The sequence below is a fragment of the Nonomuraea sp. NPDC050663 genome (genome assembly GCF_044456985.1).
In the GTDB taxonomy this organism is placed as follows: domain Bacteria; phylum Actinomycetota; class Actinomycetes; order Streptosporangiales; family Streptosporangiaceae; genus Nonomuraea.
In genome coordinates this window covers 66,826-90,036 of record NZ_JBITGL010000014.1, presented here as the reverse complement: position 1 = coordinate 90,036, position 23,211 = coordinate 66,826, and the positions used below count along the sequence as shown (strand labels likewise).

The 23,211-nt window shown below is 71.4% G+C and carries 23 protein-coding genes; 12 read left to right on the top strand and 11 right to left on the bottom strand.

What is annotated here, in order from left to right:
• Positions 1 to 86: 86 nt before the first annotated feature.
• Together ACIBH1_RS34645 and ACIBH1_RS34640 are read left to right on the top strand one after the other, a co-directional pair.
• Entirely contained in the window at positions 87 to 902 is an 816-nt protein-coding gene (locus ACIBH1_RS34645; RefSeq protein WP_397318217.1) for an MOSC domain-containing protein, read from the top strand.
• Between the two features lie 12 nt (positions 903 to 914).
• A complete protein-coding gene (locus tag ACIBH1_RS34640) occupies positions 915 to 2,174 on the top strand; it encodes an MFS transporter (RefSeq protein ID WP_397318216.1) in 1,260 nt (419 codons plus the stop codon).
• A gap of 124 nt (positions 2,175 to 2,298) precedes the next feature.
• Here the strand turns inward: ACIBH1_RS34640 and ACIBH1_RS34635 are convergent, their stop codons facing one another.
• Positions 2,299 to 3,849 (bottom strand): bifunctional 3'-5' exonuclease/DNA polymerase, encoded by a 1,551-nt coding sequence (locus ACIBH1_RS34635; protein ID WP_397318215.1) that lies wholly within the window; start codon positions 3,847 to 3,849, stop codon positions 2,299 to 2,301.
• 52 nt (positions 3,850 to 3,901) lie between these two features.
• On the bottom strand, positions 3,902 to 5,392 hold the full coding sequence (locus ACIBH1_RS34630; protein ID WP_397318214.1) for a metallophosphoesterase family protein: 1,491 nt from the start codon (positions 5,390 to 5,392) through the stop codon (positions 3,902 to 3,904).
• Positions 5,393 to 5,506: 114 nt separating this feature from the next.
• Between ACIBH1_RS34630 and ACIBH1_RS34625 the strand changes: the two genes are divergently transcribed.
• Positions 5,507 to 5,899, top strand: coding sequence for a hypothetical protein (locus ACIBH1_RS34625; protein WP_397318213.1), 393 nt, complete (start codon positions 5,507 to 5,509; stop codon positions 5,897 to 5,899).
• Between the two features lie 352 nt (positions 5,900 to 6,251).
• Here ACIBH1_RS34625 and ACIBH1_RS34620 read toward each other — a convergent pair whose 3' ends face one another.
• Entirely contained in the window at positions 6,252 to 6,791 is a 540-nt protein-coding gene (locus ACIBH1_RS34620; protein ID WP_397318212.1) for a CGNR zinc finger domain-containing protein, read from the bottom strand.
• 45 nt (positions 6,792 to 6,836) lie between these two features.
• Between ACIBH1_RS34620 and ACIBH1_RS34615 the strand changes: the two genes are divergently transcribed.
• A complete protein-coding gene (locus tag ACIBH1_RS34615) occupies positions 6,837 to 8,141 on the top strand; it encodes a hypothetical protein (protein ID WP_397318211.1) in 1,305 nt (434 codons plus the stop codon).
• 76 nt (positions 8,142 to 8,217) lie between these two features.
• Here the strand turns inward: ACIBH1_RS34615 and ACIBH1_RS34610 are convergent, their stop codons facing one another.
• Complete coding sequence (locus tag ACIBH1_RS34610) at positions 8,218 to 9,867, bottom strand: serine/threonine-protein kinase (protein WP_397318210.1); 1,650 nt, start codon at positions 9,865 to 9,867, stop codon at positions 8,218 to 8,220.
• Positions 9,868 to 9,886: 19 nt separating this feature from the next.
• On the bottom strand, positions 9,887 to 11,431 hold the full coding sequence (locus tag ACIBH1_RS34605; protein ID WP_397318209.1) for an FAD-binding oxidoreductase: 1,545 nt from the start codon (positions 11,429 to 11,431) through the stop codon (positions 9,887 to 9,889).
• 25 nt (positions 11,432 to 11,456) lie between these two features.
• On the opposite strand from ACIBH1_RS34605, the gene ACIBH1_RS34600 reads away from it, so the two are divergent.
• The 4 genes from ACIBH1_RS34600 to ACIBH1_RS34585 all read left to right on the top strand — a co-directional run bounded on the left by ACIBH1_RS34600 (position 11,457) and on the right by ACIBH1_RS34585 (position 14,899).
• Entirely contained in the window at positions 11,457 to 11,996 is a 540-nt protein-coding gene (locus tag ACIBH1_RS34600) for a TetR/AcrR family transcriptional regulator (protein WP_397318208.1), read from the top strand.
• The gene (locus ACIBH1_RS34595; protein WP_397318207.1) at positions 11,959 to 13,446 is read left to right on the top strand and encodes a glycerol-3-phosphate dehydrogenase/oxidase; all 1,488 of its coding nucleotides are present in this window, start codon (positions 11,959 to 11,961) and stop codon (positions 13,444 to 13,446) included. Before ACIBH1_RS34600 ends, ACIBH1_RS34595 begins: the two co-directional genes overlap by 38 nt.
• A 410-nt stretch (positions 13,447 to 13,856) precedes the next feature.
• The gene (locus ACIBH1_RS34590) at positions 13,857 to 14,486 is read left to right on the top strand and encodes a sucrase ferredoxin (protein WP_397318206.1); all 630 of its coding nucleotides are present in this window, start codon (positions 13,857 to 13,859) and stop codon (positions 14,484 to 14,486) included.
• A gap of 101 nt (positions 14,487 to 14,587) precedes the next feature.
• Entirely contained in the window at positions 14,588 to 14,899 is a 312-nt protein-coding gene (locus ACIBH1_RS34585) for a WhiB family transcriptional regulator (protein WP_181613327.1), read from the top strand.
• A 110-nt stretch (positions 14,900 to 15,009) separates the two neighbouring features.
• On the opposite strand, the gene cydB is transcribed toward ACIBH1_RS34585, so the two are convergent.
• On the bottom strand, positions 15,010 to 16,005 hold the full coding sequence (gene cydB / locus ACIBH1_RS34580; protein WP_397318205.1) for a cytochrome d ubiquinol oxidase subunit II: 996 nt from the start codon (positions 16,003 to 16,005) through the stop codon (positions 15,010 to 15,012).
• An 8-nt stretch (positions 16,006 to 16,013) separates the two neighbouring features.
• Positions 16,014 to 17,390 carry a cytochrome ubiquinol oxidase subunit I gene (locus tag ACIBH1_RS34575; protein WP_397318204.1) on the bottom strand — a complete coding sequence of 459 codons (1,377 nt, stop codon included), beginning with the start codon at positions 17,388 to 17,390 and terminating at the stop codon, positions 16,014 to 16,016.
• 306 nt (positions 17,391 to 17,696) lie between these two features.
• Between ACIBH1_RS34575 and ACIBH1_RS34570 the strand changes: the two genes are divergently transcribed.
• On the top strand, positions 17,697 to 17,870 hold the full coding sequence (locus ACIBH1_RS34570) for a hypothetical protein (RefSeq protein WP_397318203.1): 174 nt from the start codon (positions 17,697 to 17,699) through the stop codon (positions 17,868 to 17,870).
• Positions 17,871 to 18,160: 290 nt separating this feature from the next.
• On the opposite strand, the gene ACIBH1_RS34565 is transcribed toward ACIBH1_RS34570, so the two are convergent.
• A complete protein-coding gene (locus tag ACIBH1_RS34565) occupies positions 18,161 to 18,394 on the bottom strand; it encodes a DUF397 domain-containing protein (RefSeq protein WP_397318202.1) in 234 nt (77 codons plus the stop codon).
• An 85-nt stretch (positions 18,395 to 18,479) separates the two neighbouring features.
• Entirely contained in the window at positions 18,480 to 19,370 is an 891-nt protein-coding gene (locus ACIBH1_RS34560) for a helix-turn-helix domain-containing protein (RefSeq protein WP_397318201.1), read from the bottom strand.
• Between the two features lie 142 nt (positions 19,371 to 19,512).
• Here ACIBH1_RS34560 and ACIBH1_RS34555 point away from each other — a divergent pair, with 142 nt between their 5' ends.
• On the top strand, positions 19,513 to 19,959 hold the full coding sequence (locus ACIBH1_RS34555) for an ATP-binding protein (protein WP_397318200.1): 447 nt from the start codon (positions 19,513 to 19,515) through the stop codon (positions 19,957 to 19,959).
• 7 nt (positions 19,960 to 19,966) lie between these two features.
• Here the strand turns inward: ACIBH1_RS34555 and ACIBH1_RS34550 are convergent, their stop codons facing one another.
• Together ACIBH1_RS34550 and rsgA are read right to left on the bottom strand one after the other, a co-directional pair.
• Positions 19,967 to 20,596, bottom strand: coding sequence for a phosphoribosyltransferase (locus ACIBH1_RS34550; protein WP_397318199.1), 630 nt, complete (start codon positions 20,594 to 20,596; stop codon positions 19,967 to 19,969).
• Positions 20,597 to 20,615: 19 nt separating this feature from the next.
• Positions 20,616 to 21,716, bottom strand: coding sequence for a ribosome small subunit-dependent GTPase A (gene rsgA / locus ACIBH1_RS34545; protein ID WP_397318198.1), 1,101 nt, complete (start codon positions 21,714 to 21,716; stop codon positions 20,616 to 20,618).
• Positions 21,717 to 21,923: 207 nt separating this feature from the next.
• Here rsgA and ACIBH1_RS34540 point away from each other — a divergent pair, with 207 nt between their 5' ends.
• The gene (locus ACIBH1_RS34540) at positions 21,924 to 22,646 is read left to right on the top strand and encodes an anti-sigma factor family protein (RefSeq protein ID WP_397318197.1); all 723 of its coding nucleotides are present in this window, start codon (positions 21,924 to 21,926) and stop codon (positions 22,644 to 22,646) included.
• Between the two features lie 10 nt (positions 22,647 to 22,656).
• Entirely contained in the window at positions 22,657 to 23,205 is a 549-nt protein-coding gene (locus tag ACIBH1_RS34535; RefSeq protein ID WP_397318196.1) for a YciI family protein, read from the top strand.
• Positions 23,206 to 23,211 lie beyond the last annotated feature (6 nt).

Here is a 23,211-nt window from a genome sequence, read left to right as displayed (position 1 = left end):
CCCGACCCTGGCCGCCTCTGACTCTGGCCGCCTCTGACTCTGGCCGCCTCTGACTCTGGCTGGCCGGGCCGTGTACCGTCGGGCTCATGAGGCTCGCGAGCATCCACATTTATCCCGTCAAATCGACCCAAGGCCATGACCTCGACGTTGCGGAGGTCCTGCCCTGGGGCCTGGCAGGAGACCGCCGCTACCTGGTGACCGACGCCGACGGCGAGATGCTCACCGCCCGCGAGAACCCCCGCCTGCTGACCGTGCGGGCGGAGCTGACCGGCGACACGATCACCCTCACGGGCCCGCACGCCGCGCCCCTGAAGGTCCTGCCCTCCTCGCGCCGCCGCGAGACGAAGGTCTGGAAGACCCCGGTCGAGCTCACCGACGGCGGCCAGGACGCCGCCGAGTGGCTCGGCGCCCTGCTCGGCTTCCCGGCCCGCCTCGCCTGGCTCGACGACCCGACCCGCCGCCCGGTCAACCCCGAGTACGGCACCGCCGACGACCGGGTCGCCCTGGCCGACGGCTACCCCGTGCTGCTGGCCTCCACCCGTTCGCTGGCCCAGCTGAACGACTGGATCGCCGGGGAGGCCGCCGAGCGCGGCGAGGAGGTGCCCGAGCCGCTGCCCATCTCCCGCTTCCGCCCCAACCTCGTGGTCGACGGCGTCGACGAGCCCTTCGCCGAGGACTCCTGGACCAGGATCCGGGTGGGCGAGGTGGGCTTCCGCGTGGTCAAGGGCTGCGACCGCTGCGTGCTGACCACGATCGACGCGCAGACGCTGAAGAAGGGCAAGGAGCCGATCCGCACGCTGTCGCGCCACCGCAAGTGGGACGGCAAGGTCTGGTTCGCGATGAACCTCATTCCGGACACCACGGGAGCGGTGGTCGTCGGCGACCGAATTCAGGTGCTATGACACACTTTGCTGGTGAAAGCAGCCCCCGCTAGCCCCGGCGTCGAGCAGTTCAAGTCCGTCCAGCGGCGCACCCTCGCGGTGCTGTCGCTGTCGCAGATCATCGGCGGCCTCGGCGTGGCCGTGGGCCTGGCCTTCAGCTCGCTGATCGTCGAGGACCTCTCGGGTTCCGTGACGATCAGCGGGTTCGCCGGCACCGCGATGGTGCTGGGCTCGGCGCTGTTCGCCCTGCCCATCGCCAAGGTCGCCACGATCTCCGGGCGCCGGGCCAGCCTCGCCCTCGGATACGCGTCGGCGGCCATCGGCGGCGCGGTGGCCACGCTGGCCATCGGCATCGGGTCGTGGCCGCTCGTGCTGGTGGGATTCCTCCTGATCGGCGCGGGCAGCACGACCAACCTGGCCGCCCGCTACTCGGCCACGGACCTGTCGCCCAAGGGCACGACCGCCCGGCACCTGTCGCTCGTGGTCTGGGCGACCACCATCGGCTCGGTCGCCGGACCGAACCTGGCCCAGCCCGCCGACACCATCGGCAAGAATCTGGGGCTGGCCGAATACGCGGGACCCTTCGCCTTCGCGACTTTCGCCTTCCTGCTCGCGCTGCTGTTCCTCTTCTTCTTCCTGCGGCCCGACCCGCTCAAGCTGGCCCGCACGGTCAGCACCGGCGGCGGCGAGGTGCCCAAGCGGGTCATGCGGGCGGGCTGGGACGCCATCCGCTCCTCCGCCGGGGCCCGCGCCGCGGTGCTGGCCATCGCGATCAGCCACACGGCGATGGTCTCGATCATGTCCATGACCCCCGTGCATCTCAAGCACGGCGGCGCGACCACGGGCATCATCGGCCTGGCGCTGAGCCTGCACATCGCCGGCATGTACGTCTTCTCCCCGCTCGTCGGCTGGCTGGCCGACAAGGCGGGCAAGATCCAGGTGCTCGTGCTGGGCATGGCGATCCTGCTCGGCTCCGCCGTCCTGGCCATGACCGCCGGGGAGCACAGCGTCGGCCAGATCACGGCCTCGCTCATCCTGCTCGGCCTGGGCTGGTCGTGCGGGCTGGTGGCGGGCTCGGCGCTGCTGACCGAGTCGACCCCCATCGGGCAGCGGGCGTCGGTGCAGGGGCTGTCGGACCTGCTGGTGAGCGTGTGCGGCGCGACGGGAACGGTGGTCGCGGGCCTGATCGTCGGCGGGCTGTCGTACGGCGCGCTCGGCATCGCGGTCGGCATCGTCGTCACGGTCACGGGCGTCTGGCTCGCCATCCGCAGACGCGCCCTGACCGCGACGTAGCGCGAGGGACCGTCACGGGCCCACGTCACGGGCCCACGTCACGGGCCCACGTCACGGGCCCACGTCACGGGCCCACGTCACGGGCCCCGCAGTGGGCGCTGGACGGCGAGCACCGAACGGCGCGCTACTTGGCGTCGGCGTAGCACTCCACCGCGACCGCCTCCATCGGGATCCGCACCGGCGTGCCCCCGAACAGCAGCCGCGTGGCCTCCTCCGCCGCCTTGCCCACCGCGGCGATCACCTCGTCGCCCTGCTCGGCCGGGCAGTGCACCATCACCTCGTCGTGCTGGAAGAACACCAACCGCGCCGCCTCCGGCAGCAGCCCGCGCAGCACCGCCATCATCGCCAGCGCCCACTCCGCGGCCGTGCCCTGCACGACGAAGTTGCGCGTGAAACGCCCCCGGTCGCGCGCCGCGCGACCGCCCTCGGGTCCCGACACCAGCGATCGCCACCGGTCGGAGGGCGGCGGGGAGGTACGGCCGAGCCAGGAGCGCACCACGCGCCCCTCCTCCCCGGCCCGGGCGGCGTCCTCGACGAACTGGTAGGCCTTGGGGAAGCGCTGCCGCATGACGGCCAGCAGCTTGGGCGCGTCACCGCTGGTGCCGCCGTACATGGCAGACAACATCGCGATCTTCGCGTGGTCGCGCTCGCCGCCGAAGGACTGCGCCAGCGCGGCGTACAGGTCGATCTCGCCCGCCGCCCGCGCCAGCCCGCCGTCGCCGGCCATGGCCGCCAGCACCCGCGGCTCCAGCTGCGCCGCGTCGGCCACGACGAGGGTCCAGCCCGGTTCGGCCACCACGACCTTGCGCATCGACTTGTGGATCTGCAGCGCGCCGCCGCCGTTGGTCGCCCACCGCCCGGTGACGACGCCGCCGACCACGTATTCGGGCCGGAATCGCCCGTCGCGCACCCACTGGTCGGCCCAGGCCCAGCCGTGGAAGCTGTGCAGCCTGGCGAGCTCCTTGTAGGCGAGCAGCGGCGCGATCGCCGGATGGTCGATCTGCTTGAGCTCCCACGATCGCGTGGACTTGAGGTCGACCCCGGCCGCTTTGAAGGCCTTGATCACCTGCTGCGCGGAGTCGGGGTTGATCGTGTGCCCGAAGATCGCGGCCAGCTCGTCGGCCAGGGCCTGCAGCTTGACCGGCCGCATGCCCCTCATCGGCCGCGGCCCCAGCTTCTCGGTGAGCAGGGCGTCGTGCGCGCGGCGGTTCCACGGCATGCCCGCCTCGGCCATCTCGGCCGCGATCAGCCCGCCCGCCGACTCGGCGGCGACCAGCAGCCTGAACCTGCCGGGCTCGGGCAGCCGCTCGATGCGGGCGAGCTGGTCGGCCAGCACCTCCTCGACCGCGGAGACGCCGAGCGGTTCCGCGGGGAACAGCGTGTCGGCGCCCGCGTCGCTCTCGTGCGGCTCGGGCAGGCCGTGGAGCCGCGCGTGGGCCGCCTTGGCCGATCGCGCCGCGCCGTACCGGCCCTCGGCCGCGAGCAGCAGCCCCTCGGTCAGCGCCAGATCGTGGCAGCGGCTCACCCGCACGCCCTCGCGCAGCAGCGGTGTGTACGCCTCGCGCGCGTCGGCCCACACCCAGCGCGGGCGCTCGTGTTCGAGCTTTCGCACGGCGGCCGCGACGTCGTCGGGACGGTCGGGCCCGACGTGGGTGGGAGTCAGCGGTACGTACACGCTCCCACTGTGGCAGACGGCTCCGACAAGCCAGGAAGCGACGCCGGGGCCGTCACCGCAGGCTGATCACCACCTCGTCCTCCACCGGCGGCTCCAGCTCCTGCGTGAGGCACCCGGTCGCCGCGAAGCAGCGGATGGTGACGTCGGAGGGCGTGACCGCCACGTGCAGGAAGCTCTTGAAGAACGGCGGCGTGTCCCAGTCGGACAACTCCGACAGGAACCGGTGGAACACCTTGTCGACCGGCAGCCGCAGCGGCCACGGCCAGGCGCCCAGGATGCGCGCCGCCCACCTCATCCGCCGGGTGATCGTCACCGGCTCCTCGACCGGCCGGACCGGCCTGATGCCGATCTGCTCGGCCATGATGCAGACCGCCTCCTGTGGGGTGAGGTAGAGCCAGCGCATGCGCAGCCGCTTGGCGTACAGCTGGCTGTAGAACGACAGGGAGTCGCCGCGCAGCGGGTAGCACCGGTACTCCTCCTCGTGCACCCCGCCCACGTCGACGCGCCGCACGGTGTGGGTGGCGTGCATGAACGCCCCGGAACCGCCCGCGACGAGATACTGGATCACCCGGTCGCCCACCTTGACCGGATAACGCTGGTAGTTGTGCACGTCGCCGCCGATGGCCGCCACGTAGTTGTGGGCGGGGTCGCGCACGATGTCGTCGATCGTCCCGCCTCCCTCCAGCGGTGAGGGCGTGTAGTCGTTGCGGCGGTAGATCGGCTTGCCGGTGACGAGGATCTTCGGCCGGGGGTCGGCGGAGGTGCGGCGCAGCCACGCGACCTGGTCCTTGTCGAGCTCGCCGCGGATCCCGGTGTCGACGCCGACGAGCAGCAGGTGCGGCGTCTCGATCACCCAGTACGGCGCCTGCTGGACGGCCTGCTGCTCGGGCAGTCCGCGCATCTTGCGTGCCTCGGCCAGGGCGGGCTCGTCGATCTTCTCGGGCTTGCGCCACAGCAGCCCGCGCAGCCCCCGGTCGGGCTGCGGCTTCAGCGGGGGCGCGTCGCAGAAGACCCGCATGAACCCGCCGAGCCCGTCGTACCAGTCGTGGTTGCCGGGCACGGCGTAGATCGGCGCCCGGTAGTCCTTGTACGGGCGGAAGAACTTGTCGCAGTACTCGTTGCCCGAGCCCGTCGGATAGATCACGTCGCTGGCCACGACCGCGAAGTCCGTGTCCTGGCCGATCCTGCCCATCCCCGGCACCACGGCGTACTGCGACGCGTCGCCCTCGCCGGGGTCACCCAGCAGCAGGAACGAGAAGCTCTCGCCCACCGGCGGCCGGATTTTCAGCTCGGGGTCGAAGTCCTCGCGGCTGCGCTGGTAGTCCATCCACCGCCTGCGCACCTCCCCCGAGGGGTCGCCGAACAGCCCCGCCAGGATCTCGTTGCGCGAACGCCACAAGGTGGCAGGGTTCAGCCAGGAGAAGCTGCGGTCGTTGGGCCGCAGATCCTTGAACGTTCCGATCTGCTGGCACCGCCAGCCGGCCCCCGCCTCCGAGACCCTCGAAGAGACCTGTTTCCCGCGCTCCGCCGCCAGCTCGACCATGGCAATATCTTTACCTTGATCTTGCCGGAACGCATCCTTTCAAGCCAACTCTGCGTGCATCTGACGACACAGCGCGATACCCTCGACGCTCAGGGCTGGCATGGGTGGATTCATATGGCCAGAAACGGGTTCAACGAACGCACCTCGGCGCGTGTCGACGCCGTCGAGGGTCTTCTCGCTTACGCCTCGACCCAGTCGCGATGGAGCCGCCTGGCCATCGAACGGGTCTGGGAGGCGGTCGCGCTCAGCCGCGAACTGGCGAGAACCGATCCTGGGGCGCACACGGCGCTGCTCGCTCGTTCGCTGCGCACGGCGGCGCGCCTGATGCTCCGCCGCCGGCGCCCCGACGACGCCCTCCCGTCCGCGCAGGAGGCCGTGAAGCTGGCCAGGGCGGTGGGAGGGGCGCCGCTGATCCTGGCACTCGGATGCCTGTCGGAGGTCCTCACGGCCCTGGGCCGCCACGAGGAGGCGGCGATGGCCATGGTCGAGGCCGACAAGCTCACCTGAGTTACTGCCCACCGGCCGTCGCGGTCGTCCTCGCGAGGACGACCGGCGGCTGCCGAACGGCAAATCCAGCTGGCCCGCGATGGGACCGGCCGCCCGCCGGCGTTCGTGATCACTGGCGGGAACGTCAACGACTGCACCCGCCTGCGCCAGGTGCTGGAGTCCGCCATCCCCGAACGCGCCGACCAGATCGCCGGCCGCAAGCGGCGCGCTGCGAAGTCTCAGTCCTCAACCCCGGTCGCGGGAGCCTTCTCTGGATGAGCACGGGCGTTTTCACAGTTCAGCGACACCCACTCAGGGCCTGAGGCTCAGCCGAAGTGTGGCGGCTGGTCGGGGGACGGCAGGCCGTAACAGGTCATTCTCTGAGGCGGTCACGATACGCGCGCACCTTGGCGATGCTGCCGCAGCCCCGCGCACCGGGCGCCGGATTCATGGCACACCAGCGGCGGGCGCCGTTGCGGCTGTGGTCGTAGAAGACCCACGAGCAGTCCGGGCATGCCTTCAGCCGCGCCCACTGCCCTGCCCTGACCGCCTCCACCACCAGTGCGAGCAGTCGGCCGGCCGTACCGTCCGTCTGCGGACGTAGCACCACTCCGGGCGCATCAGACGACAGATCGGCGCGCAGCGGGTGACGCACGAGCCACGGCGACAGCCCGATCGGCTGTTCCTGTCCGAGCACCACACGCAGGTCCCGCCGCAGCTCCGCCAGCTCGCCGTCCGATGAGCCGCCCACCCCTGGAGTCGGTACGGCCGGCAGTTCCGCCCGCCACGCCGCCGGATCGGCGACCAGTCCCGGCAATCGATCCTCGGGCACGCGGGTGTCATTCGGCACCCACCAGGTGTTGATGAACGCCCGCACCTGCTCCAGTCCTCCAGGAGCCACGCTCTCCGCCATGTAACCAGTTTACCACTTAAGCGGTAACTGTTACCGTCTAAAAGTATGACTGGTAACAGCTATGCGGCCGTACTGCGCACTCCCGGGATCGGCGTCTGGTCCGCGGTGATGGTGTGCCAGCGCTTCCCCGTCGCCATGGCCCCGCTCGCTCTCGTCTTCCTCGGCCACGCAGTCACCGGCTCCTACGCCGTCGGAGCCCTGCTCGGTGGCGCCCACGCCCTGGCCGAGGCACTCGCCGCCGGACCGTTGGGCAGGCGCTTCGACGTGCGCCCCGCACGCGGCGAACTCGCGCGGGTGCTGTCCGCCGAAGCCGCCGTCTTCGCCGCCCTGGCGGTGGCTGCCCCCGCGCTGACCGCGGCGGGCGCCTCCCCGTGGGCGACGGTCGGGATGATCGTGCCCGCCTGCCTGGGTGGCGGCGTTTCCGCCGGTGCACACGGCGGACTGCGTGCCTATCTGGTACGGCTGGCACCCGCGGAAAGCCGTGTCCCGGCGCTCAGCCTCGAGTCGACGACCTCCACGATCGTGTGGACCGCCGCCCCCGCCCTGGTCGCGGGACTCGCCGTCATCGACGCCAGGATCCCCATCGCCGCGATGGCGGCGCTGGCCGCGGCGGGCGCCGTACTGGCCAGGCGGCTGCGCGATCTCGCCCCCGCCGTCGCGACCGGCCAAGCATCCGAAGAGGCGGGCGGAGGAACGGCGGCGATGGCGGCCGAGGAGGCGACCAGCAAGAGGTCGGATGAGGAGATCTCCAGGGCGATCAGGACGGCGACCTCGAAGCCGTCTGGGCTGTGGCGATCGAGTTGGCCCGCGATGGCCTACGACGGTGCGGTGATGTTCGCGTTCGGCGCGGTGAGTCTGGCCCTGCCCGTGCTCCTGACAGACCACGGCGCCGAAGCGGGACTGTCGGGACTGGTACTGACTTCCTTCGCGCTGGCCGGGATCGTCGGCGGCCTCCTGTACGGGGTGCGGGTCTGGCCGGGGACGCCGTTGCGGCACGCCGTCCTGTTCGCGCTGGGGCTCAGCGTGTCACTGGTCGCGGCGGCGTTGGTCCCGGTGCTGGGGGCGGTTGTGATGCTGCTCGCGCTGGCCGGGTTCTTCGAGACCCCGGCACTGACCGCTCGCGCGGCCGCGCTTCAGGACGTCCTGCCCGAGTCCAGCTGGGCGGCCGGGTTCTCGGCGCTGTACGGTGCGGCGGGTCTGGGGTATGGCGCGGCGGGGCTGGCGGTGGCATGGCTGATCGAACGCGTACCCGCGCAGGTCGCGCTCGGCATCTGCGTGGTGACCGCGGTCGCGGTGGCGCTCGCCTCCACCGCGATGGATGTCCGCCGGCTGACGCCGACGAAGGCGTGAGGCGGCCACGAGGGTGCCCAGCGGCGCGGGGACCGAGTCCACGTCGTGGGGAAGGCGACCAAACACCGAAGGGCCCTTAGAACCACGACACCCGGTAGTCGTCGAACGTGGCCTTGGCGTCGGCCTCTCCCGCGTGCGTCAGCTGCACTCCCACGCTCGGCTGCTTGTCGGAGGCCGCCTTGAGCGTGTCGTCCACCGTGACGGCGAGCGTGCCGTTCACCCACAACGCGAGGCTCATGCGCTCCCCCTCCCGCGCGCACTGGGCCTGCAGCCGTACCTTGCCCGGTTTGAACCCGGAGACCGGCACGTCGGCCGTCAGGTCCCAGCCGTCCTTGTCGACGGCCTTGCGGATCCTGGCCCGCCCGTCCTGCCGGATCTCCAGGTCGTAGGAGGCGCCCTGCCCGTCGTGGAGGTAGTTGCAGTACAGCCCGGCCCTGGCGCCGGGGCTGCCCTCGATCAGCACGGTCGCCTCCATCAGCAGCCGCGACGGGAAGTTGGCGTTGATCGGCGGCCGCGACCAGGAGCCGGCCCCGCCGCTGGCGGTGAGGACGAACTGGCCGGGCGGGTCGGAGTAGGCGCCGCCGGAGTCGGTGATCCAGCCGGACTCGTTGGAGTCGAAGGCCTCGGTGTAGAGCACGCCGTCGGCGGCGGGCGGCCCGGAAGGGCTCAGCACCACGAGGGCGGTCGCGGCGGCCGCGACGAGGGCGGCGGCGCCCGCGCCGATCGCGATCCACCTGCCGGTCCTGCGCCGGGGCGGCACGGTGGCCGACGGGGCGCCGGCCGGGCCGCCAGGGCCGCCCGGGCCGCCCGGCGAGGCGACGGCGGTGGGCGGCGGCGTGGTGAGCGAGGCGAGGTCGATGCGGAGCGTGCCGGCCACCGCCTGGGCGTCGACCCGGGTGCTGCCGACCAGGCGTGCGGCCAGGTCCTGGGCGGAGGGGCGGCTGGCGGGGTCCTTCTCCAGGGCCGCGGCGACCAGCGGGCGCAGGCCGGGTTCGACGGCCTCCAGCGAGGGCCGGTCGTTGACGACCCGCATGAGCGCCTCGGGCACCGTGCGCGCCGCGAACGGTGAGCGGCCCGTGGCGGCGGCGAACACGACGCAGCCCCAGGCGAAGATGTCGGCCGCCGGGGTGAGGTGGTGATCGTTGATCACCTCGGGCGCCATGTATTCGGGCGTGCCCAGCAGCCGGCCTGTCACGGTCTTGCCGTGTCCGAGGTCGAGGGCGCGGGCGATGCCGAAGTCGATGACGCGCGGGCCGAGCGGCGACAGCAGCACGTTGGCCGGCTTGAGGTCGCAGTGCACCACGCCCGCGCCGTGGATGGCGGTCAGCGCCGTGGCCACCCCGACGGCGAGCGCCTCCAGGTTGGAGCCGGTCAGCGGCCCGCTCTCGCGCAGCACCCGGCCCAGGTCGGGTCCGGCGACGTACTCGGTGACCAGCCACAGCGGTGCCGCGTCCAGCCGGGAGTCGAGCACGGGGGCGGTGCAGAAGCGCCGCACCCGTCCGGCCGCCGCGACCTCGCGGCGGAAACGCTCGGCGAACTCGGGGTCGTTGGCCAGGTGCGGGGTGATGACCTTGACCGCCACCGGCCCCTGCGGCCCCTCGGCGAGGAAGACCGAGCCCATGCCGCCTTGCCCGAGCCGGCCGGCGATCCGGTACGGGCCGAGCTCGACGGGATCGCCTTCACGGAGGGCTTGTACGGCAGGCGGCCCGTAGGCGGCGGCGCTCATGGCGGGACATAGTAGACGATTAAGGAATCAGCACGCCCGGGTTGAGGATTCCCGCCGGATCGAGCCGTTCCTTCACCGCGCGCAGGATCTCCACGCCCAGGGGGCCGATCTCCTCGGCGTAGGCCTCGCGGTGGTCCCTGCCGACGCCGTGGTGGTGCGAGATCGTCCCGTCCGCGCTCACGATCGCGGCGTTGACCTGACGCTTGGCCGCCTCCCACGTCTCCAGGTCGGCGCTGGTGACGACGGTGAAGTAGAGCGAGGCGCCGGTCTCGTAGACGTGCGAGATGTGGCACATGACCAGCGGGTTGCCGAGCGCCCCGAGCAGCGCGAGCCGTACGGCGTCGTAGAGCCTGGGCAGATTGGACCAGAAGGTGGCGGTCTCCAGGGTCTCGACGGTCGCGCCGGCCGCCAGGAGGGAGTCGCGCAGGTACGGCGCGGAGAACCGGCCGTGCGCCCACGCCTGTCCTGGCTCCTCGCCGAGGCAGGCGCCGCCGTGCTCGGCGAGGACGGCGCGCGCCGCGTCCCACCGCGCCCGGTCGGCGGGGGTGCCGGACGAGCCCTCGAAGCCCGCGATCGCCAGGCAGCCGCCCTCTCCCCCGCCCCCGATCGACTCGGGCTTGGCCAGACCGATCATCGTCTCCGTCTCGTCGGAGAGCCGGAGCACGGCCGGCAGCAGCCCCCGCTGTGCCAGCGACCGCATCGCCGACGCCCCGTCCTGGAACGCCGGGAACCTCCACCCCTCGTACTCCTGGACGGCGGGCGCGCGTCGGACCCGCAGCCGCAGCGACGTGATCACCCCGAACGCCCCCTCGGAGCCGAGGACCAGCTGGCGCAGGTCGGGCCCGGCGGCCGACTTCGGCGCGCGTCCCAGCTCCAGCGTCCCGCCGGGGGTCGCCACGGTGAGCCCCACCACCATGTCGTCGAACCTGCCGTAGCCCGCCGAGGCCTGGCCGCTGGAGCGGGCGGCGGCGAACCCGCCGAGCGTGGCGTACTCGAAGGACTGCGGGAAGTGTCCCAGCGTCAGCCCGTGCTCGCCGAGCAGGCGCTCGGCCTCGGGAGCCCTGATGCCCGGCTCGAACACGGCCACCATCGAGTCGGCGTCGACGGAGACGAGGCGGTCCAGCCGGGCCAGGTCCAGGGCGATGACGCCCGCGAAGCCCTCGCGCGCCGGCGCGAGGCCGCCGACCACCGAGGTGCCGCCGCCGAAGGGCACGACCGCGATCCGCTCGGCCGCGCACACCCGGAGCACGGCGAGCACCTCGTCGTGGGAGCCGGGCGAGACGACCGCGTCGGGCGCGTCGGATCCGTCGCCCGCCAGCATGCGCATCAGGTCGGGCGTGGACTTGCCCCGCGTGTGGCGGACGCGCGCCTCCCTGTCGGTGCTGACGCGGGTGATCGCCCGCAGCTCGTCGAGGGCGGGCAGAACGGGTTCCGCCAGCCGTACCTGCTCCATGGCGACGGGCGCCACGGGCGGCCGCACGCCGAGGAGGTCGTGCAGCAGCTTGACGATCGGCTCGGGCAGCTCTCGGGCCTTGGCCGGATCGCCCCAGCCCTGCCAGTTCATCGCATCCACCTCTACACTGTGACACATGACGTCAATTCGTCACAACGACGGCGTGCTGGACGCCGCTCTGGCCTGCGTGCTCGCCCACGGCGTGCGCCGTACGACGCTGACCGACGTGGCGCGCCGGGCCGGGGTATCGCGCATGACGATCTACCGCCGCTGGCCCGACGTGCGCACGCTGGTGGCCGATCTGATGACCCGCGAGTGGACCCGCGTGCTCGAAGGACTGGAGCTGTCGGACCCGGTCGAGGCCGTGGTGTCGGGGGTCAGGGCGATGCGGGGGCACCCGTTGTGGCGCAAGATCGTCGAGGTGGACCCCGAGTTGCTGCTGCCGTACCTGACCGACCGGCGCGGCGCGGCGCACGAGGCGATCCTGTCGGTCCTCGAACCGGTCGCAGGCTCGCCCGCGAAGGCCCGCGCGGTGCTGCTGACCGCGCAGTCGTTCCTGATCTCCGCTCCCACGATGCTCTGCCCCACCACCACCGACGAGCTCGACGCCGAGCTCCGCACCCTGCTGGAGGCATACCTTGGACAGCTCTCTCAACGCCGCCAGGCGGGCGGCTGACCTGCGGCGCGTCGCCGAGGAGACGGTCGACGTGCTGGTGGTCGGGCTGGGCGCGACGGGCGCGGGCGCGGCCCTCGACGCCGCCTCGCGCGGGCTGACGGTCGCCGCGATCGACGCGCACGACCTGGCCTTCGGCACCTCGCGCTGGAGTTCCAAGATGATCCACGGCGGGCTGCGCTACCTGGCCAAGGGCCAGCTCGACGTCGCCCACGAGAGCGCCGTCGAACGCGGCATCCTGCTCACCCGCACCGCACCGCACCTGGTCAAGGCCTCGCCGTACCTGCTGCCCCTCACGCCGGACGTGCCCGCGTCGCAGGCGGCGCTGGTGATGACCGGATACCGCCTCGGCGACGCCCTGCGCGCCGCCGCGCGCACCCCGCGCCGCGCGCTGCCGGGACCGGCGCGCCTGCGCGCGGGCAGGGCGCTGGAGCTGGCGCCGGTGCTGCGGCGCGAGGGCCTGCGCGGCGGGCTGCTGTCGTGGGACGGCCGGCTGGTCGACGACGCCCGCCTCGTGGTGGCCCTCGCCCGCACCGCCGCCTGGTGCGGCGCGCGGATCCTGACCCGCTGCCGGGCGCTGCGCCTGTCGTACGGCCGGGCGGAGGTGCGCGACGAGCTGACCGGTTCGACGCTGACCGTCCGCGCCCGCGCGATCGTGAACGCGACCGGCGTCTGGGCCGGCGGCCTGGCTCCGTCGGTACGGCTGCGCCCTTCGCGCGGCACCCACCTGGTCCTGCGGCCGGGGTCGCTGCCCGGGTTGCGCGGCGGGCTGCACGTGCCGCTGCCCGGAAGCTCCAACCGTTTCGCCCTCGTCCTGCCGCAGGCGGACGGCCGCGTCTACGTGGGCCTGACCGACGAGCCCGTCGACGGGCCGATCCCCGACGTCCCGGAGGCGCCCGAGTCGGACATCACGGCGTTGCTGGAGGTGCTCAACTCCGTCCTGGAGGCGCCGCTGACGCGTGACGACGTCGCGGGGGCGTTCGCCGGGCTCCGGCCGCTGCTGGAGGCGGAGGGGCGGACGGCCGACCTGTCACGCAGGCACGCCGTCCTCGACGAGGACGGGGTGGTGACGGTGGTGGGCGGCAAGCTCACGACATATCGGCGGATGGCGGAGGACGCGGTGGATCGTGCCGTGGCGCTGCGGTCCCTGAACGCCGGGCCGTCGGTGACGGCGTCGTTGCCCCTGGTCGGCGCACGCGGCCCGATGGCACGCGACGGCTCCGTCCCCGCCCGACTGGTGGCGCGCTACGGCGCGGAGGCCGCCGACGTCTGGCGCTTGGCGGGAAGACATCCCGAGCACGACGGACTCCTGGCCGAGCTCATGTGGGCCGTCCGGCACGAGGGCGCCCTCGACGAGGACGATCTGCTCGACCGCCGCACCCGCATCGGCCTGGTCCCCGAGGACCGCGCGGCGGCCCTCCCCCTGGCGCGCGCGGCGCTGCACGCGGGGTGACAAGGGCAAATGCCTGGGCATGAATGCGATAAGCCCGGAGAGTTGTTTCCACCCCTCCCGGACAACCCCCCACCCGGTAGGTTAGCCTTGCCTAAGTTGATCGACGGATTCGGGGGGACCGGAACGTGCCCAGAGGCTGCGACCATCCGGAGGGGTGCCACACCGGCGCCCTGCCGACCTTCGCGAGCGCGACGGTCGGAGCCCGGTCGTGGCTGCTGGTCGAATACAGCGGCCCATGGGCGGACCGGGTGGAGAATTCAAGTCTCCCCGATGGAATCGCCAAACTCGTGCGGCGTGCCACCGAGAGGGGCATCAGGCCGCAGCTGATCCGCCGCCCCGGTCGCCGGACCCCGCTGCCGGACCAGGGAATCCGTGTGCTAGTCGCGTACGCGGCAGGAGAGCGTCCCTGGTTGGCCCAGGGAATCGTCGCAGGTCCCGATGATCTTGACCTTGACGCCGTGATGGCGGGAGTGGTCCCAGAGTCCTGCATACTTGAAGACGAGCCGGTATTTCTGGTCTGCACGCACGCCAAGCGCAATGCGTGCTGCGCCCGCATTGGACTACCCCTCGCTCGGTCGCTGGCAGAGTTTTTGCCGGACAGAGTGTGGGAAACGTCACACGTTGGCGGCGATAGGTACGCCGCCAACCTCGTGTGCTTGCCACACGGACTTTATTACGGCAGCATGTCTCAGGCTGCCGCGTTGTCGGCGGCTAGCGCGTACCGGTCGGGCGAGATCATCCTCGACCGTTACCGGGGACGCGCAGGCATCCCTGAGCCATTGCAAGCCGTTGAGCATTTCGCCCGAATCCATACGGGTGTGCTTTCGGTCTGCGGTGTGTCCGTGGAATCCTCCAGGTTGGACGGCGACGTCACCGAAGCCATCGTGCGCTGCGGAGACGTGCGGCTTCAGGTTGTGGTTGAGCCATCGGTGTTCCAAACACCGTGTGGTACGGCTTGCGCCGAAACGATCACGACCTATCGGCTGATCTCGCTGGACAGGCTTTCGCCTGTGCGGTACGTCACGCCCGTCCTCACTTGAGCAGGGAACATCCCGGCAACCCTTTGCGTTGGAGCAGTGACGCCAAAATGCGTCCAATGCGGCTCATCAGACCAGAAATACTCTCAAGAAGGTGGATTCTCATGTCTCAGGTACGTCGGCAGCTCACCCGCCCGCGCCCCAGCTGGGGTTGGCAGGATGATGCCGCGTGCCGGGGTGAGGACCTCGTGCTGTTCTTCGGCCCCGATGGGGAGCGGCAGCCCGAGCGTGACAACCGCGAAAAGAAGGCCAAGGCGATCTGCGGCGCTTGCCCGGTGCGCAACGAGTGCCTCGACTACGCGCTGTCCCGTCCGGAGAAGTACGGCACGTGGGGCGGTTTGAACGAGGACGAGCGCGCTTCCGAGCGTCGTCGTCGTATGCGTCGCGCCGCGAGCGCCGGCATCTCCGCCGCCTGAGTTATCCCGGTACGAACAAGAAGCGTGATCACGCAGTTGTCCCGATGATGCCTGCCCGGATCCGGCGACGGACCCGGGCGGACGCGAACCCGGTCGGGACAACTGCCTGATCAAGCCGGGATGTCCTGAACGCCGATCCTGCGGCGGAAGACCCAGTACGACCACGACTGGTAGACCAGCACCACCGGTAGGAAGATCACCGCCACCCAGGTCATGATGCCCAGCGTCTTGGGCGAGGCCGCGGCGTTGGTCACCGTGAGGCTGTTGGCCGGATCCAGCGTCGAGGGCAGGACATCCGGATAGAGCACCACGAACAGACTCGCCACGGCTAGCCCGATGGCCGCCGCCGACAGGCTGAACGACCATCCCTCGCGTCCGGCGACCGCCATCCCGAGCGCTCCCACGAAGGCCAGGGCCGCCAGCGCCGCCATCACGATGGTGACCGCGTTGCCGCTCATCACCTGCGTCCACACGAGGAACGCGACCGCGAGCACCGCCGCGACCACACCCGCCTGCAGGGCGATCGACCTGGCCCGCCTGCGGATCTCCCCCACCGTCTTCAGCGAGACGAAGATCGCTCCGTGCGTGGCGAACAACGACAACGTCACCAGCCCGCCGAGCAGCGCGTACGGGTTGAGCAGATCCCAGAGGGTGCCGACGTACTCATGCGAGGCGTCCAGCTTCACCCCGCGCACGATGTTGGCGAACGCCACGCCCCACAACAACGCCGGCACGAACGAGCCGAACACGATGGCCTTGTCCCAGTTGGCCCGCCAGCGATCCGAATCGCGCTTGCCCCGATACTCGAACGCCACCCCGCGCAGGATGAGCGCCACCAGGATCACGAAGAGCGGCAGGTAGAAGCCGCTGAACAGGCTGGCGTACCACTCGGGGAAGGCCGCGAACGTCGCGCCGCCCGCCGTCAGCAGCCACACCTCGTTGCCATCCCAGACGGGGCCGATCGTATTGATCATCACGCGGCGCTCGACGCCGTCCCTCGACAACACCGGCAGCAGCATGCCGACACCGAAGTCGAAGCCCTCCAGGACGAAGTAACCCACCCAGAGCACGGCGATCGCGATGAACCAGACATCGTTGAGTGTCATGACTCCCCCTAGTACGCGAACGCCAGCTTGTCGGCATCGCGGGGCTCCTCCTCGGGGGGCGGCCCCGCCTTGCCGTACTTGATCATCAGGCCCACCTCGACGACGGCCAGCGCGCCGTACAGCAGGGTGAAGCCGATCAGCGAGGTCAGCACCGTGCCGGAGCCGACCGCCGGCGAGACCCCGTCGGGGGTCGGCATGACGCTGAACACCAGCCACGGCTGGCGGCCCATCTCGGTGAAGATCCAGCCGAAGCTGTGCGCGAGCGAGGGCAGGATCACCGCCCACACCGCGCCGCGCCACAACCAGGGCTTGTCGGGCAGGCGCCCCCTGCGGGTGACCCAGAGCAGCACCAGCGCCACGAGCGCGGCCAGGGCGCCGAAGCCGATCATGAGGCGGAAGCCCCAGTAGGTGATCGGGATGTAGGGGCGGTAGTCGCCCGGCCCGAACCGCTGCTCGTACTGCGCCTGCAGGTCGTTGATGCCCTCGACCCGGCCGTCGAACGAGCCGGTGGCCAGGTACGACAGGAGGCCGGGGATCTCGAGGGAGAAGATCGGCTCGGTGCCGTCGAGGGTGCCGATCGTGAACAGCGAGAACGGCGCCGGCTGCCGGGTCTCGTAGAGCGCCTCGGCGGCGGCCATCTTCATCGGCTGCGTCTGGGTCATGATCTTGCCGAGCGTGTCGCCGGAGACGAGCACCAGCGCGAAGGAGATCAGCGCGGTCCACGCGCCCAGCCGCAGCGACGGGAGGAAGACGTCGAGGTCGCGCCTGCGGCCCAGGTGGTAGGCGGAGACCGCCATCAGGATGACGCCGCCGGAGAGCCAGGCTCCGAAGATCGTGTGCGGGAAGGTCGCCAGCACGACCTTGTTGGTCAGCACCGCCGCGAAGTCGGTCAGCTCGGCCCGGCCGTTGCGCTCGGCGAAGCCGACCGGCCATTGCATGAAGGAGTTGGCCGCGAGGATGAAGTAGGCCGACAGCATGGTGCCGATCGCCACCAGCCAGATGCACATCAGGTGCAGGCCCTTGGACAGGCGGTCCCAGCCGAAGATCCACAGCCCCAGGAAGGTCGACTCCAGGAAGAAGGCGAGCAGGGCCTCGATCGCCAGGGGCGCCCCGAAGATGTCGCCGACGAAGCGCGAGTAGGAACTCCAGTTCATGCCGAACTGGAACTCCTGCACGATGCCGGTGACCACGCCCATGGCGAAGTTGATCAGCAGCAGCTTGCCCCAGAACTTGGCCGCCCGCTTGTAGGCGGGCTTTCCGGTGCGGAACCAGGCGGTCTGGATCAAGGCCACCAGCAGCGACATGCCGATGGTGATCGGCACGAAGAGGAAGTGGTACACCGTGGTGATACCGAACTGCCATCTCGCCAGATCCAACGCGTCCATGACGATCACGATAAGTGCGTGATCGAACACTCTATGTCAGGACACGCCCGTGACATCTTCACGGGCGGAGCGTGACAGCCGGCCGAGGCCTTTCCCGGCTCCGAGACGCGTCCATCGCCGCATGACAACCGACGTGGACGCGGGCGGCGATCGCCCTGCGCGGACCGCGCAAGATCTACGGCCCGGTCAGGGCCGCCGACGGCGTCGACCTGATGGGCGCACCCGGCAAGGTGGCGGCCACTGACGGCGTCGGCAAAACCACCACCGAGGAGACTGCTGGGCCTGACCACCCCCGACGCCGGCACGGTGTCCCTGTTCGGCTGCATCCCCGCCACAGCCACCGCCGAAGGGCTCGTGGGCGCGATGCTCCGGTCGGGCGGCTTCCTCAAGGAGATGACCGGCCGCGAGATCGTGCGGGTGATGGCCGCGCCGTACCCCGCGGAGGCGGCCAGGATCGCCGACGAGCGGGGCTGGTTGTGAGGGGGCCGGGGTTCTCGCCTGCCAGCGGTGGGTGCGCGAGGCCGCGTCAGCGAGGCCTCATGCGCGAGAGGGCCGATGAGTGCCCGCCGGGCGAAGGGCTGCGGGCGGGCGGTTCTGGGGGGTCTCCTGGTGCCCCGATGGGGCTGCCCGGTGGGTTTCGGACGGCCGCACCCTGCCGGTGCGGCCCGCCGATTGGCTGCGGGCGGTGGGCGGCCGGACCGGGAGGGCGGTCACGGGCGCGCGATGGGTACGGCACGCCGGGTGGGCCGAACCCCGGCGGGCGACCGCTGTCAGGCGATCAGATCGTCGAACTCACCGTCCTTGGTGCCCAGGACGAACGCCTCGATCTCGGCGCGGGTGTAGACCAGGGCCGGGCCGTCGGGGAAGCGGGAATTGCGCATGGCGACTTCGCCGGTGGGCAGCGGGGCGAGTTCGACGCAGTTACCGTTGGGGTTGCTGCGGGTGCTCTTACGCCAGGTGACCGGAAGGTGGTTTGCGGCGATTCCGTTATGGATGCCCTGCATGGGGGATGGCTCCTCCGTGATTACGAATGCACGTGCATCCGAGGATAGGGCAGGGAACTGATCTTCATATACCGGATGACCAAAATCAGCCTCGGAGGGCAGCGATGAACTGGGTGGTTTCCTCAGGCGTCAGAGCCTGGGTGCTGAGCCGGTTCATGACCTCGGTGTAATGCTCCGACTCGGCGGGTTTGTCCAGGTAGAGCGCGGAGGTGAGCTGCTCCATGTAGACCACGTCGGGCAGCTCGGGCTGCGGGAAGCGCAGCAGCGAGAAGGGCCCGCCAGCCGCGGCGTGGCCGCCACGGTCGAACGGCATGATCTGCAGCGTCACGTTGGGCAGGGCCGCCATCGTCAGCAGATGGTCGAGCTGGTCGCGCAGCACCTCGGGGCCACCCGGGCTGCGCCGTACGCACGACTCGTCGAGCACCGCCCACAACCTCAGCGGACGATCGCCGGTCAGGCGGCGCTGGCGGGTGACGCGGACCGAGACCCGGCGGTCCATCTCGGTGATGGGGGCGCGGGCGTGGTCCAGGGCGATGACGGCGCGGGCGTAGACGGGAGTCTGCAGCAGGCCGGGCACGAACTGGTTCTCGTAGGTGCGGATGGCCGCGGCGGCCCCTTCGAGCCCGATGTAGACCTCGAACCAGCCGGGCAGCACGTCGGAGTACTTGTGCCACCAGCCCGGGGCGTTGGCCGTGCGGGCCAGCTCCAGCAGCGGGGCGCGCTCCTCGGGGTCGGTGACGCCGTAGAGGGTCAGCAGGTCGGCGACGTCGCGTTCCTTGAAGCTGACCTGGCCGAGCTCGAGGCGGCTGATCTTGGCGTGGGAGGCGCGGATGGAGTAGCCGGCGTCCTCGCGGGAGATGCCGTTGGCCACGCGCAGCTTGCGCAGCTGGGTGCCCAGCAGGATGCGCAGGACGGTGGGGCCACCCTGCGTGAAATCCAGGACCGAACCTTCCCCGACGTTCTCCGCCGCGCCCATGGCCGCTCCTTGATCGTGAGTGCCAAGTCTTCCACGGTGCACGTGCAAATGGAATATGCATCCGTAAATCACGAAAAGTCTTGCATCGGCAACCTCGTGACATAAGTATGGTCACTGAGATCACGCCTAGACGGGGACCGCGATGACGACCTCCGCCGCCAGACCGCAAGCCGCCGCCGGTCCGGCACCGCCCGAGTGGTTACAGACCGTCCTGTCCGACACCTCGCCGGACGGCGAGCTGGCCGTGTTCGACCAACCCTCGCCGGTCTCGGCCGCCAGGGTCTTCGTCGCCACGGTGCTCACCCAGTGGCAGGCCGACGACAGTGTCTACGACGCCCAGCTGGTGGTCACCGAACTGATCACCAACGCCATGCGCCACGGCGGCGGGGCCGCCAGCCTGGCGCTGGTGCTGCGTGGCACGCACGTCGGCTGCGCGGTCAGCGACCACAGCACGGCACCACCCGTTCCGACCACGCCCGACTACTTCGCCGAGTACGGCAGAGGCATGCACCTGATCCAGGCGCTGTCGATCTGCTGGGGCTGGTACCCGATGACCCACGGCAAACGGGTCTGGGCGGTCCTGCGCTGACCCTCTTTCACCGCTGCGCGAGAAGCTCCAGCACGTCGCCGTCGCTGAGCTGGCCGAAGCTGCCGTACCACTGACCCACCGCGCGGAAGCCGGCGGGCGTCGCCAGCACGACCACCTCGTCGGCCTCGGGCCGCATCGACCTGACCGTCTCCTGGGCGGCCACGGGGACGGCCAGCGTGAGCCTGCCCGGCTTGGCCGCCGCGACCGCGCGGAGCGCCGCGCGAGCCGTCACCCCGGTCGCCAGGCCGTCGTCGACCACCACGACCTCGCGCCCGGTCAGCGAGGGAAGCCGCCGCTCCCCGCGGTAGGCGCTCACCCGGCGATCCAGCTCGCGCTCCTCGCGCGCCACCACCTCGCGCAGGTCGTGCTCGGCGAGCCCGAGCCGGTCCATGAGCCGGGTGTCGAAGACCGGCTCGCCGCCCTCGCAGACCGCGCCCACCCCCAGCTCGGGGGTGGGCGGATAGCCGATCTTGCGCGTCACCAGGACGTCGAGCGTGCCGCCCAGCCGCCGCACGATCGGGACCGCCACCGGCACCCCACCGCGCGGCAACGCCAGCACGATGGGGTCCCGCAGGCCGTACAGACGCTCTGCCAGCAGCGCGCCCGCCTCGGCACGGTCGGCGAACAGGTGACCCATGCAGGGGGTCTACCCGCGGCTACCGTCCGCGATTCTTGTAGTGCGTGCGCAAGTACTTGGTGATGGACTTCCGCTTCGACTCCTGCTCCTTGCGCAGCCGCGCGTCACCACGCGAGGCCATCCAGGCCGCCTCGCGCTGCAGCTTGCGCCAGCTCTCCAGCCGCCGCTCGGGCAGCTCGCCGCTCTCCAGCGCCGCCAGGACGGCGCAGCCGGGCTCGCCGTCGTGGTTGCAGTCGTCGAAGCGGCACTGCCCGGCCAGTTCCTCGATGTCGGCGAAGACCAGGTCGACGCCTTCCGACATGCCGTACAGGCCCACCCGGCGGATGCCGGGGGTGTCGATCACGAGTCCGCCGCCGGGCAGCGTGATGAGCTCGCGGTGCACGGTGGTGTGACGGCCGCGGCCGTCACCCGCGCGCACCTGCTGGGTGTCCATGACCTCGTCGCCGGCCAGGGCGTTGACGAGCGTGGACTTGCCCGCTCCCGAGGGTCCGAGCACGACGGCCGTGCGCGAGCCCTGGAGGTAGCCGGAGACCAGCTCGACGCCCTCGCCCTGGAGCGAGGAGACGGCGTGCACGTCGACGCCGGGGGCGACGGCGCGCACGTCGGCCAGGAGCTCTTCCAGGCCGTGCTCGAACAGGTCGGACTTGGTGATCAGGACGACCGGCGTGCCGCCGCTCTCCCACGCCAGCGCCACGAGCCGCTCGATGCGGCCCAGGTCGGCGAAGTCGGTGGAGTGCATGGACGGCTCGGCGACGAAGACGATGTCGACATTGGCCGCCAGGACCTGGCCCTGGCTGTCGCCGGACAGGCCGCCGCGCGAGTCGCGCCCGACGCCCCCTCGGACGAAGGCGGTCGTGCGCGGCAGCACGGCCTCGAGTTCGTAGCGGCCTTCCGGCAGCATCCTGATCGCGGCCCAGTCGCCCACGCACGGCAGCGCGACCGGGTCGGTGGCGGCGGCTCGCCGCACGTCGGCGCTGTAGCGCGCCTGGTGGTGCCCGTCGGCGGCGATGACCTCGGCGGCGCCGCGGTCGACCCTGGCCACGCGGGCCGGGATGGTGTCGACGGGAAGCTCGGCGGCCATGGAATCGGTCCAGCCGAGCAGGGAAAGATCAAAAGACAACGCGATGCACCCTTGCAGGAAAGGGTGTCTTTCAGGCAGACACCCGGAGGTTGATGGACGAAGGCATGGTCATGACAAAGACCCGCATGCTGTCGTCACCTCCCTGGTAGTCGTGCCTGGAGAAACTGTAGCAAACTCTTGAACCCCGGTGCGCCCCGCGCCCGTACTACCAGCCATGGGGACGCTCTTGGGGATGGGGCGATCGGCGTGATCGCTCGGGTCGAACACACCGACGTGGGCGCGTACGCCCTCGGGCTGCTGGACGTGGCCGACGCTCTGGCGTTCGGCGAGCACCTGGAGGGGTGCCCGCCGTGCGTCGTGGAGCTGGCCGAGCTGGAGGGCGTGGCCGCGTTGCTGGACCGCGCCAGGCCGGTCGTGCTGCTGCGCCGCAGGGCCGAACGCCGGCGCAGGTACGGCATGGCGGTCGCGGGCATGGCCGCCGCGCTCGCCCTGGTCTCCGGCGGCACGGTCCTCGGCTTCACGATGGACGGCGGCACGCACGCGGTGGCGGCGCAGCACGGCGCGGCGAGCCCGGCGGCGGCCCAGCAGGGCGAGGTCGGGGGCGCCGTGATCCTCGACCACGCGCACCGCCCGGCCGAGGCGGCCTACCTGATCGGCACCCCCATCGAGGGCGTCGGCTCCCCCGGCGTCGGCGGCGCCGTGGTGCTGGAGGCCAAGACCTGGGGCACGCACGCGGTCCTGCGGCTGGCGGGCGTGAGGGGCCCGCTCAGGTGCGAGCTGGTGGCCGTGTCGCGGTCCGGTGAGCGCAGCGTCGTGACCGGCTGGGCGGTGCCCGAGCCGGGGTACGGCGTGCCGGGCTCCCCCGAGCCGCTCTACGTCCACGGCGGCAGCGCGCTGCCGATGGGCGACATCGACAGGTTCGAGGTCACCACCTCGGCCGGTGACAGGTTGCTGACCGTGAAGGTGTGATCATTCCGGCATGGAGTTCTTCTGTTTTCACCGCGATCGTCCCGGCTCGGCGGGGTTGCGCGACGAGTTGCTCGAAGCGCACTGGTCCTACATGGACGGCTTCGAGGCGGAGCTGATCGCCCGCGGCCCGACCCTGGACCTCGATGCCGACGTGGCGACCGGGAGCGTGCACATCGTCGACCTGCCCGATCCCGCCCGCGCGCGGGCGTTCGCCTTCGACGAGCCCAACTACCAGGCCGGGGTGTATCGGGACGTGATGGTGCGCCGGTGGCGCAACGTGCTGGGGCGGACCATGTGGGAGTTCCCCGGCGGCAGGGAGGGCGGCAACCGCTACCTGGTGCTGGGCCTGGGCGCCGGGCAGGCGGCCGACCTCACGCCGCCGCGAGGACAGGACGGGTTGATCGCGTACGGTCCGCTGCTGTCGGACGACGGCGAGGCCTGGCTGGGGACGGCGGTCCTGCTGCTCGCGCCGGACGCGGACGCGGCACGGGCCGTGCTCACCCCGGACCGGTACGCCGCCGTCGAGGTGCACGACTGGGTGTTCGGCGGCCGGCGCTAGACGGGA

Bases quoted from the DNA above. Each gene is read 5' to 3' on its own strand.
- ACIBH1_RS34565 (WP_397318202.1), bottom strand. From the start codon at position 18,394: ATGCAGGGCATCCATAACGGAATCGCCGCAAACCACCTTCCGGTCACC.
- ACIBH1_RS34575 (WP_397318204.1), bottom strand. From the start codon at position 17,390: ATGGACGCGTTGGATCTGGCGAGATGGCAGTTCGGTATCACCACGGTG.
- ACIBH1_RS34555 (WP_397318200.1), top strand. From the start codon at position 19,513: ATGACGACCTCCGCCGCCAGACCGCAAGCCGCCGCCGGTCCGGCACCG.
- ACIBH1_RS34630 (WP_397318214.1), bottom strand. From the start codon at position 5,392: ATGGTCGAGCTGGCGGCGGAGCGCGGGAAACAGGTCTCTTCGAGGGTC.
- cydB (WP_397318205.1), bottom strand. From the start codon at position 16,005: ATGACACTCAACGATGTCTGGTTCATCGCGATCGCCGTGCTCTGGGTG.
- ACIBH1_RS34600 (WP_397318208.1), top strand. From the start codon at position 11,457: ATGACGTCAATTCGTCACAACGACGGCGTGCTGGACGCCGCTCTGGCC.
- ACIBH1_RS34535 (WP_397318196.1), top strand. From the start codon at position 22,657: ATGGAGTTCTTCTGTTTTCACCGCGATCGTCCCGGCTCGGCGGGGTTG.
- ACIBH1_RS34625 (WP_397318213.1), top strand. From the start codon at position 5,507: ATGGCCAGAAACGGGTTCAACGAACGCACCTCGGCGCGTGTCGACGCC.
- ACIBH1_RS34645 (WP_397318217.1), top strand. From the start codon at position 87: ATGAGGCTCGCGAGCATCCACATTTATCCCGTCAAATCGACCCAAGGC.
- ACIBH1_RS34560 (WP_397318201.1), bottom strand. From the start codon at position 19,370: ATGGGCGCGGCGGAGAACGTCGGGGAAGGTTCGGTCCTGGATTTCACG.
- ACIBH1_RS34605 (WP_397318209.1), bottom strand. From the start codon at position 11,431: ATGAACTGGCAGGGCTGGGGCGATCCGGCCAAGGCCCGAGAGCTGCCC.
- ACIBH1_RS34550 (WP_397318199.1), bottom strand. From the start codon at position 20,596: ATGGGTCACCTGTTCGCCGACCGTGCCGAGGCGGGCGCGCTGCTGGCA.
- ACIBH1_RS34620 (WP_397318212.1), bottom strand. From the start codon at position 6,791: ATGGCGGAGAGCGTGGCTCCTGGAGGACTGGAGCAGGTGCGGGCGTTC.
- ACIBH1_RS34610 (WP_397318210.1), bottom strand. From the start codon at position 9,867: ATGAGCGCCGCCGCCTACGGGCCGCCTGCCGTACAAGCCCTCCGTGAA.
- ACIBH1_RS34585 (WP_181613327.1), top strand. From the start codon at position 14,588: ATGTCTCAGGTACGTCGGCAGCTCACCCGCCCGCGCCCCAGCTGGGGT.
- ACIBH1_RS34615 (WP_397318211.1), top strand. From the start codon at position 6,837: ATGACTGGTAACAGCTATGCGGCCGTACTGCGCACTCCCGGGATCGGC.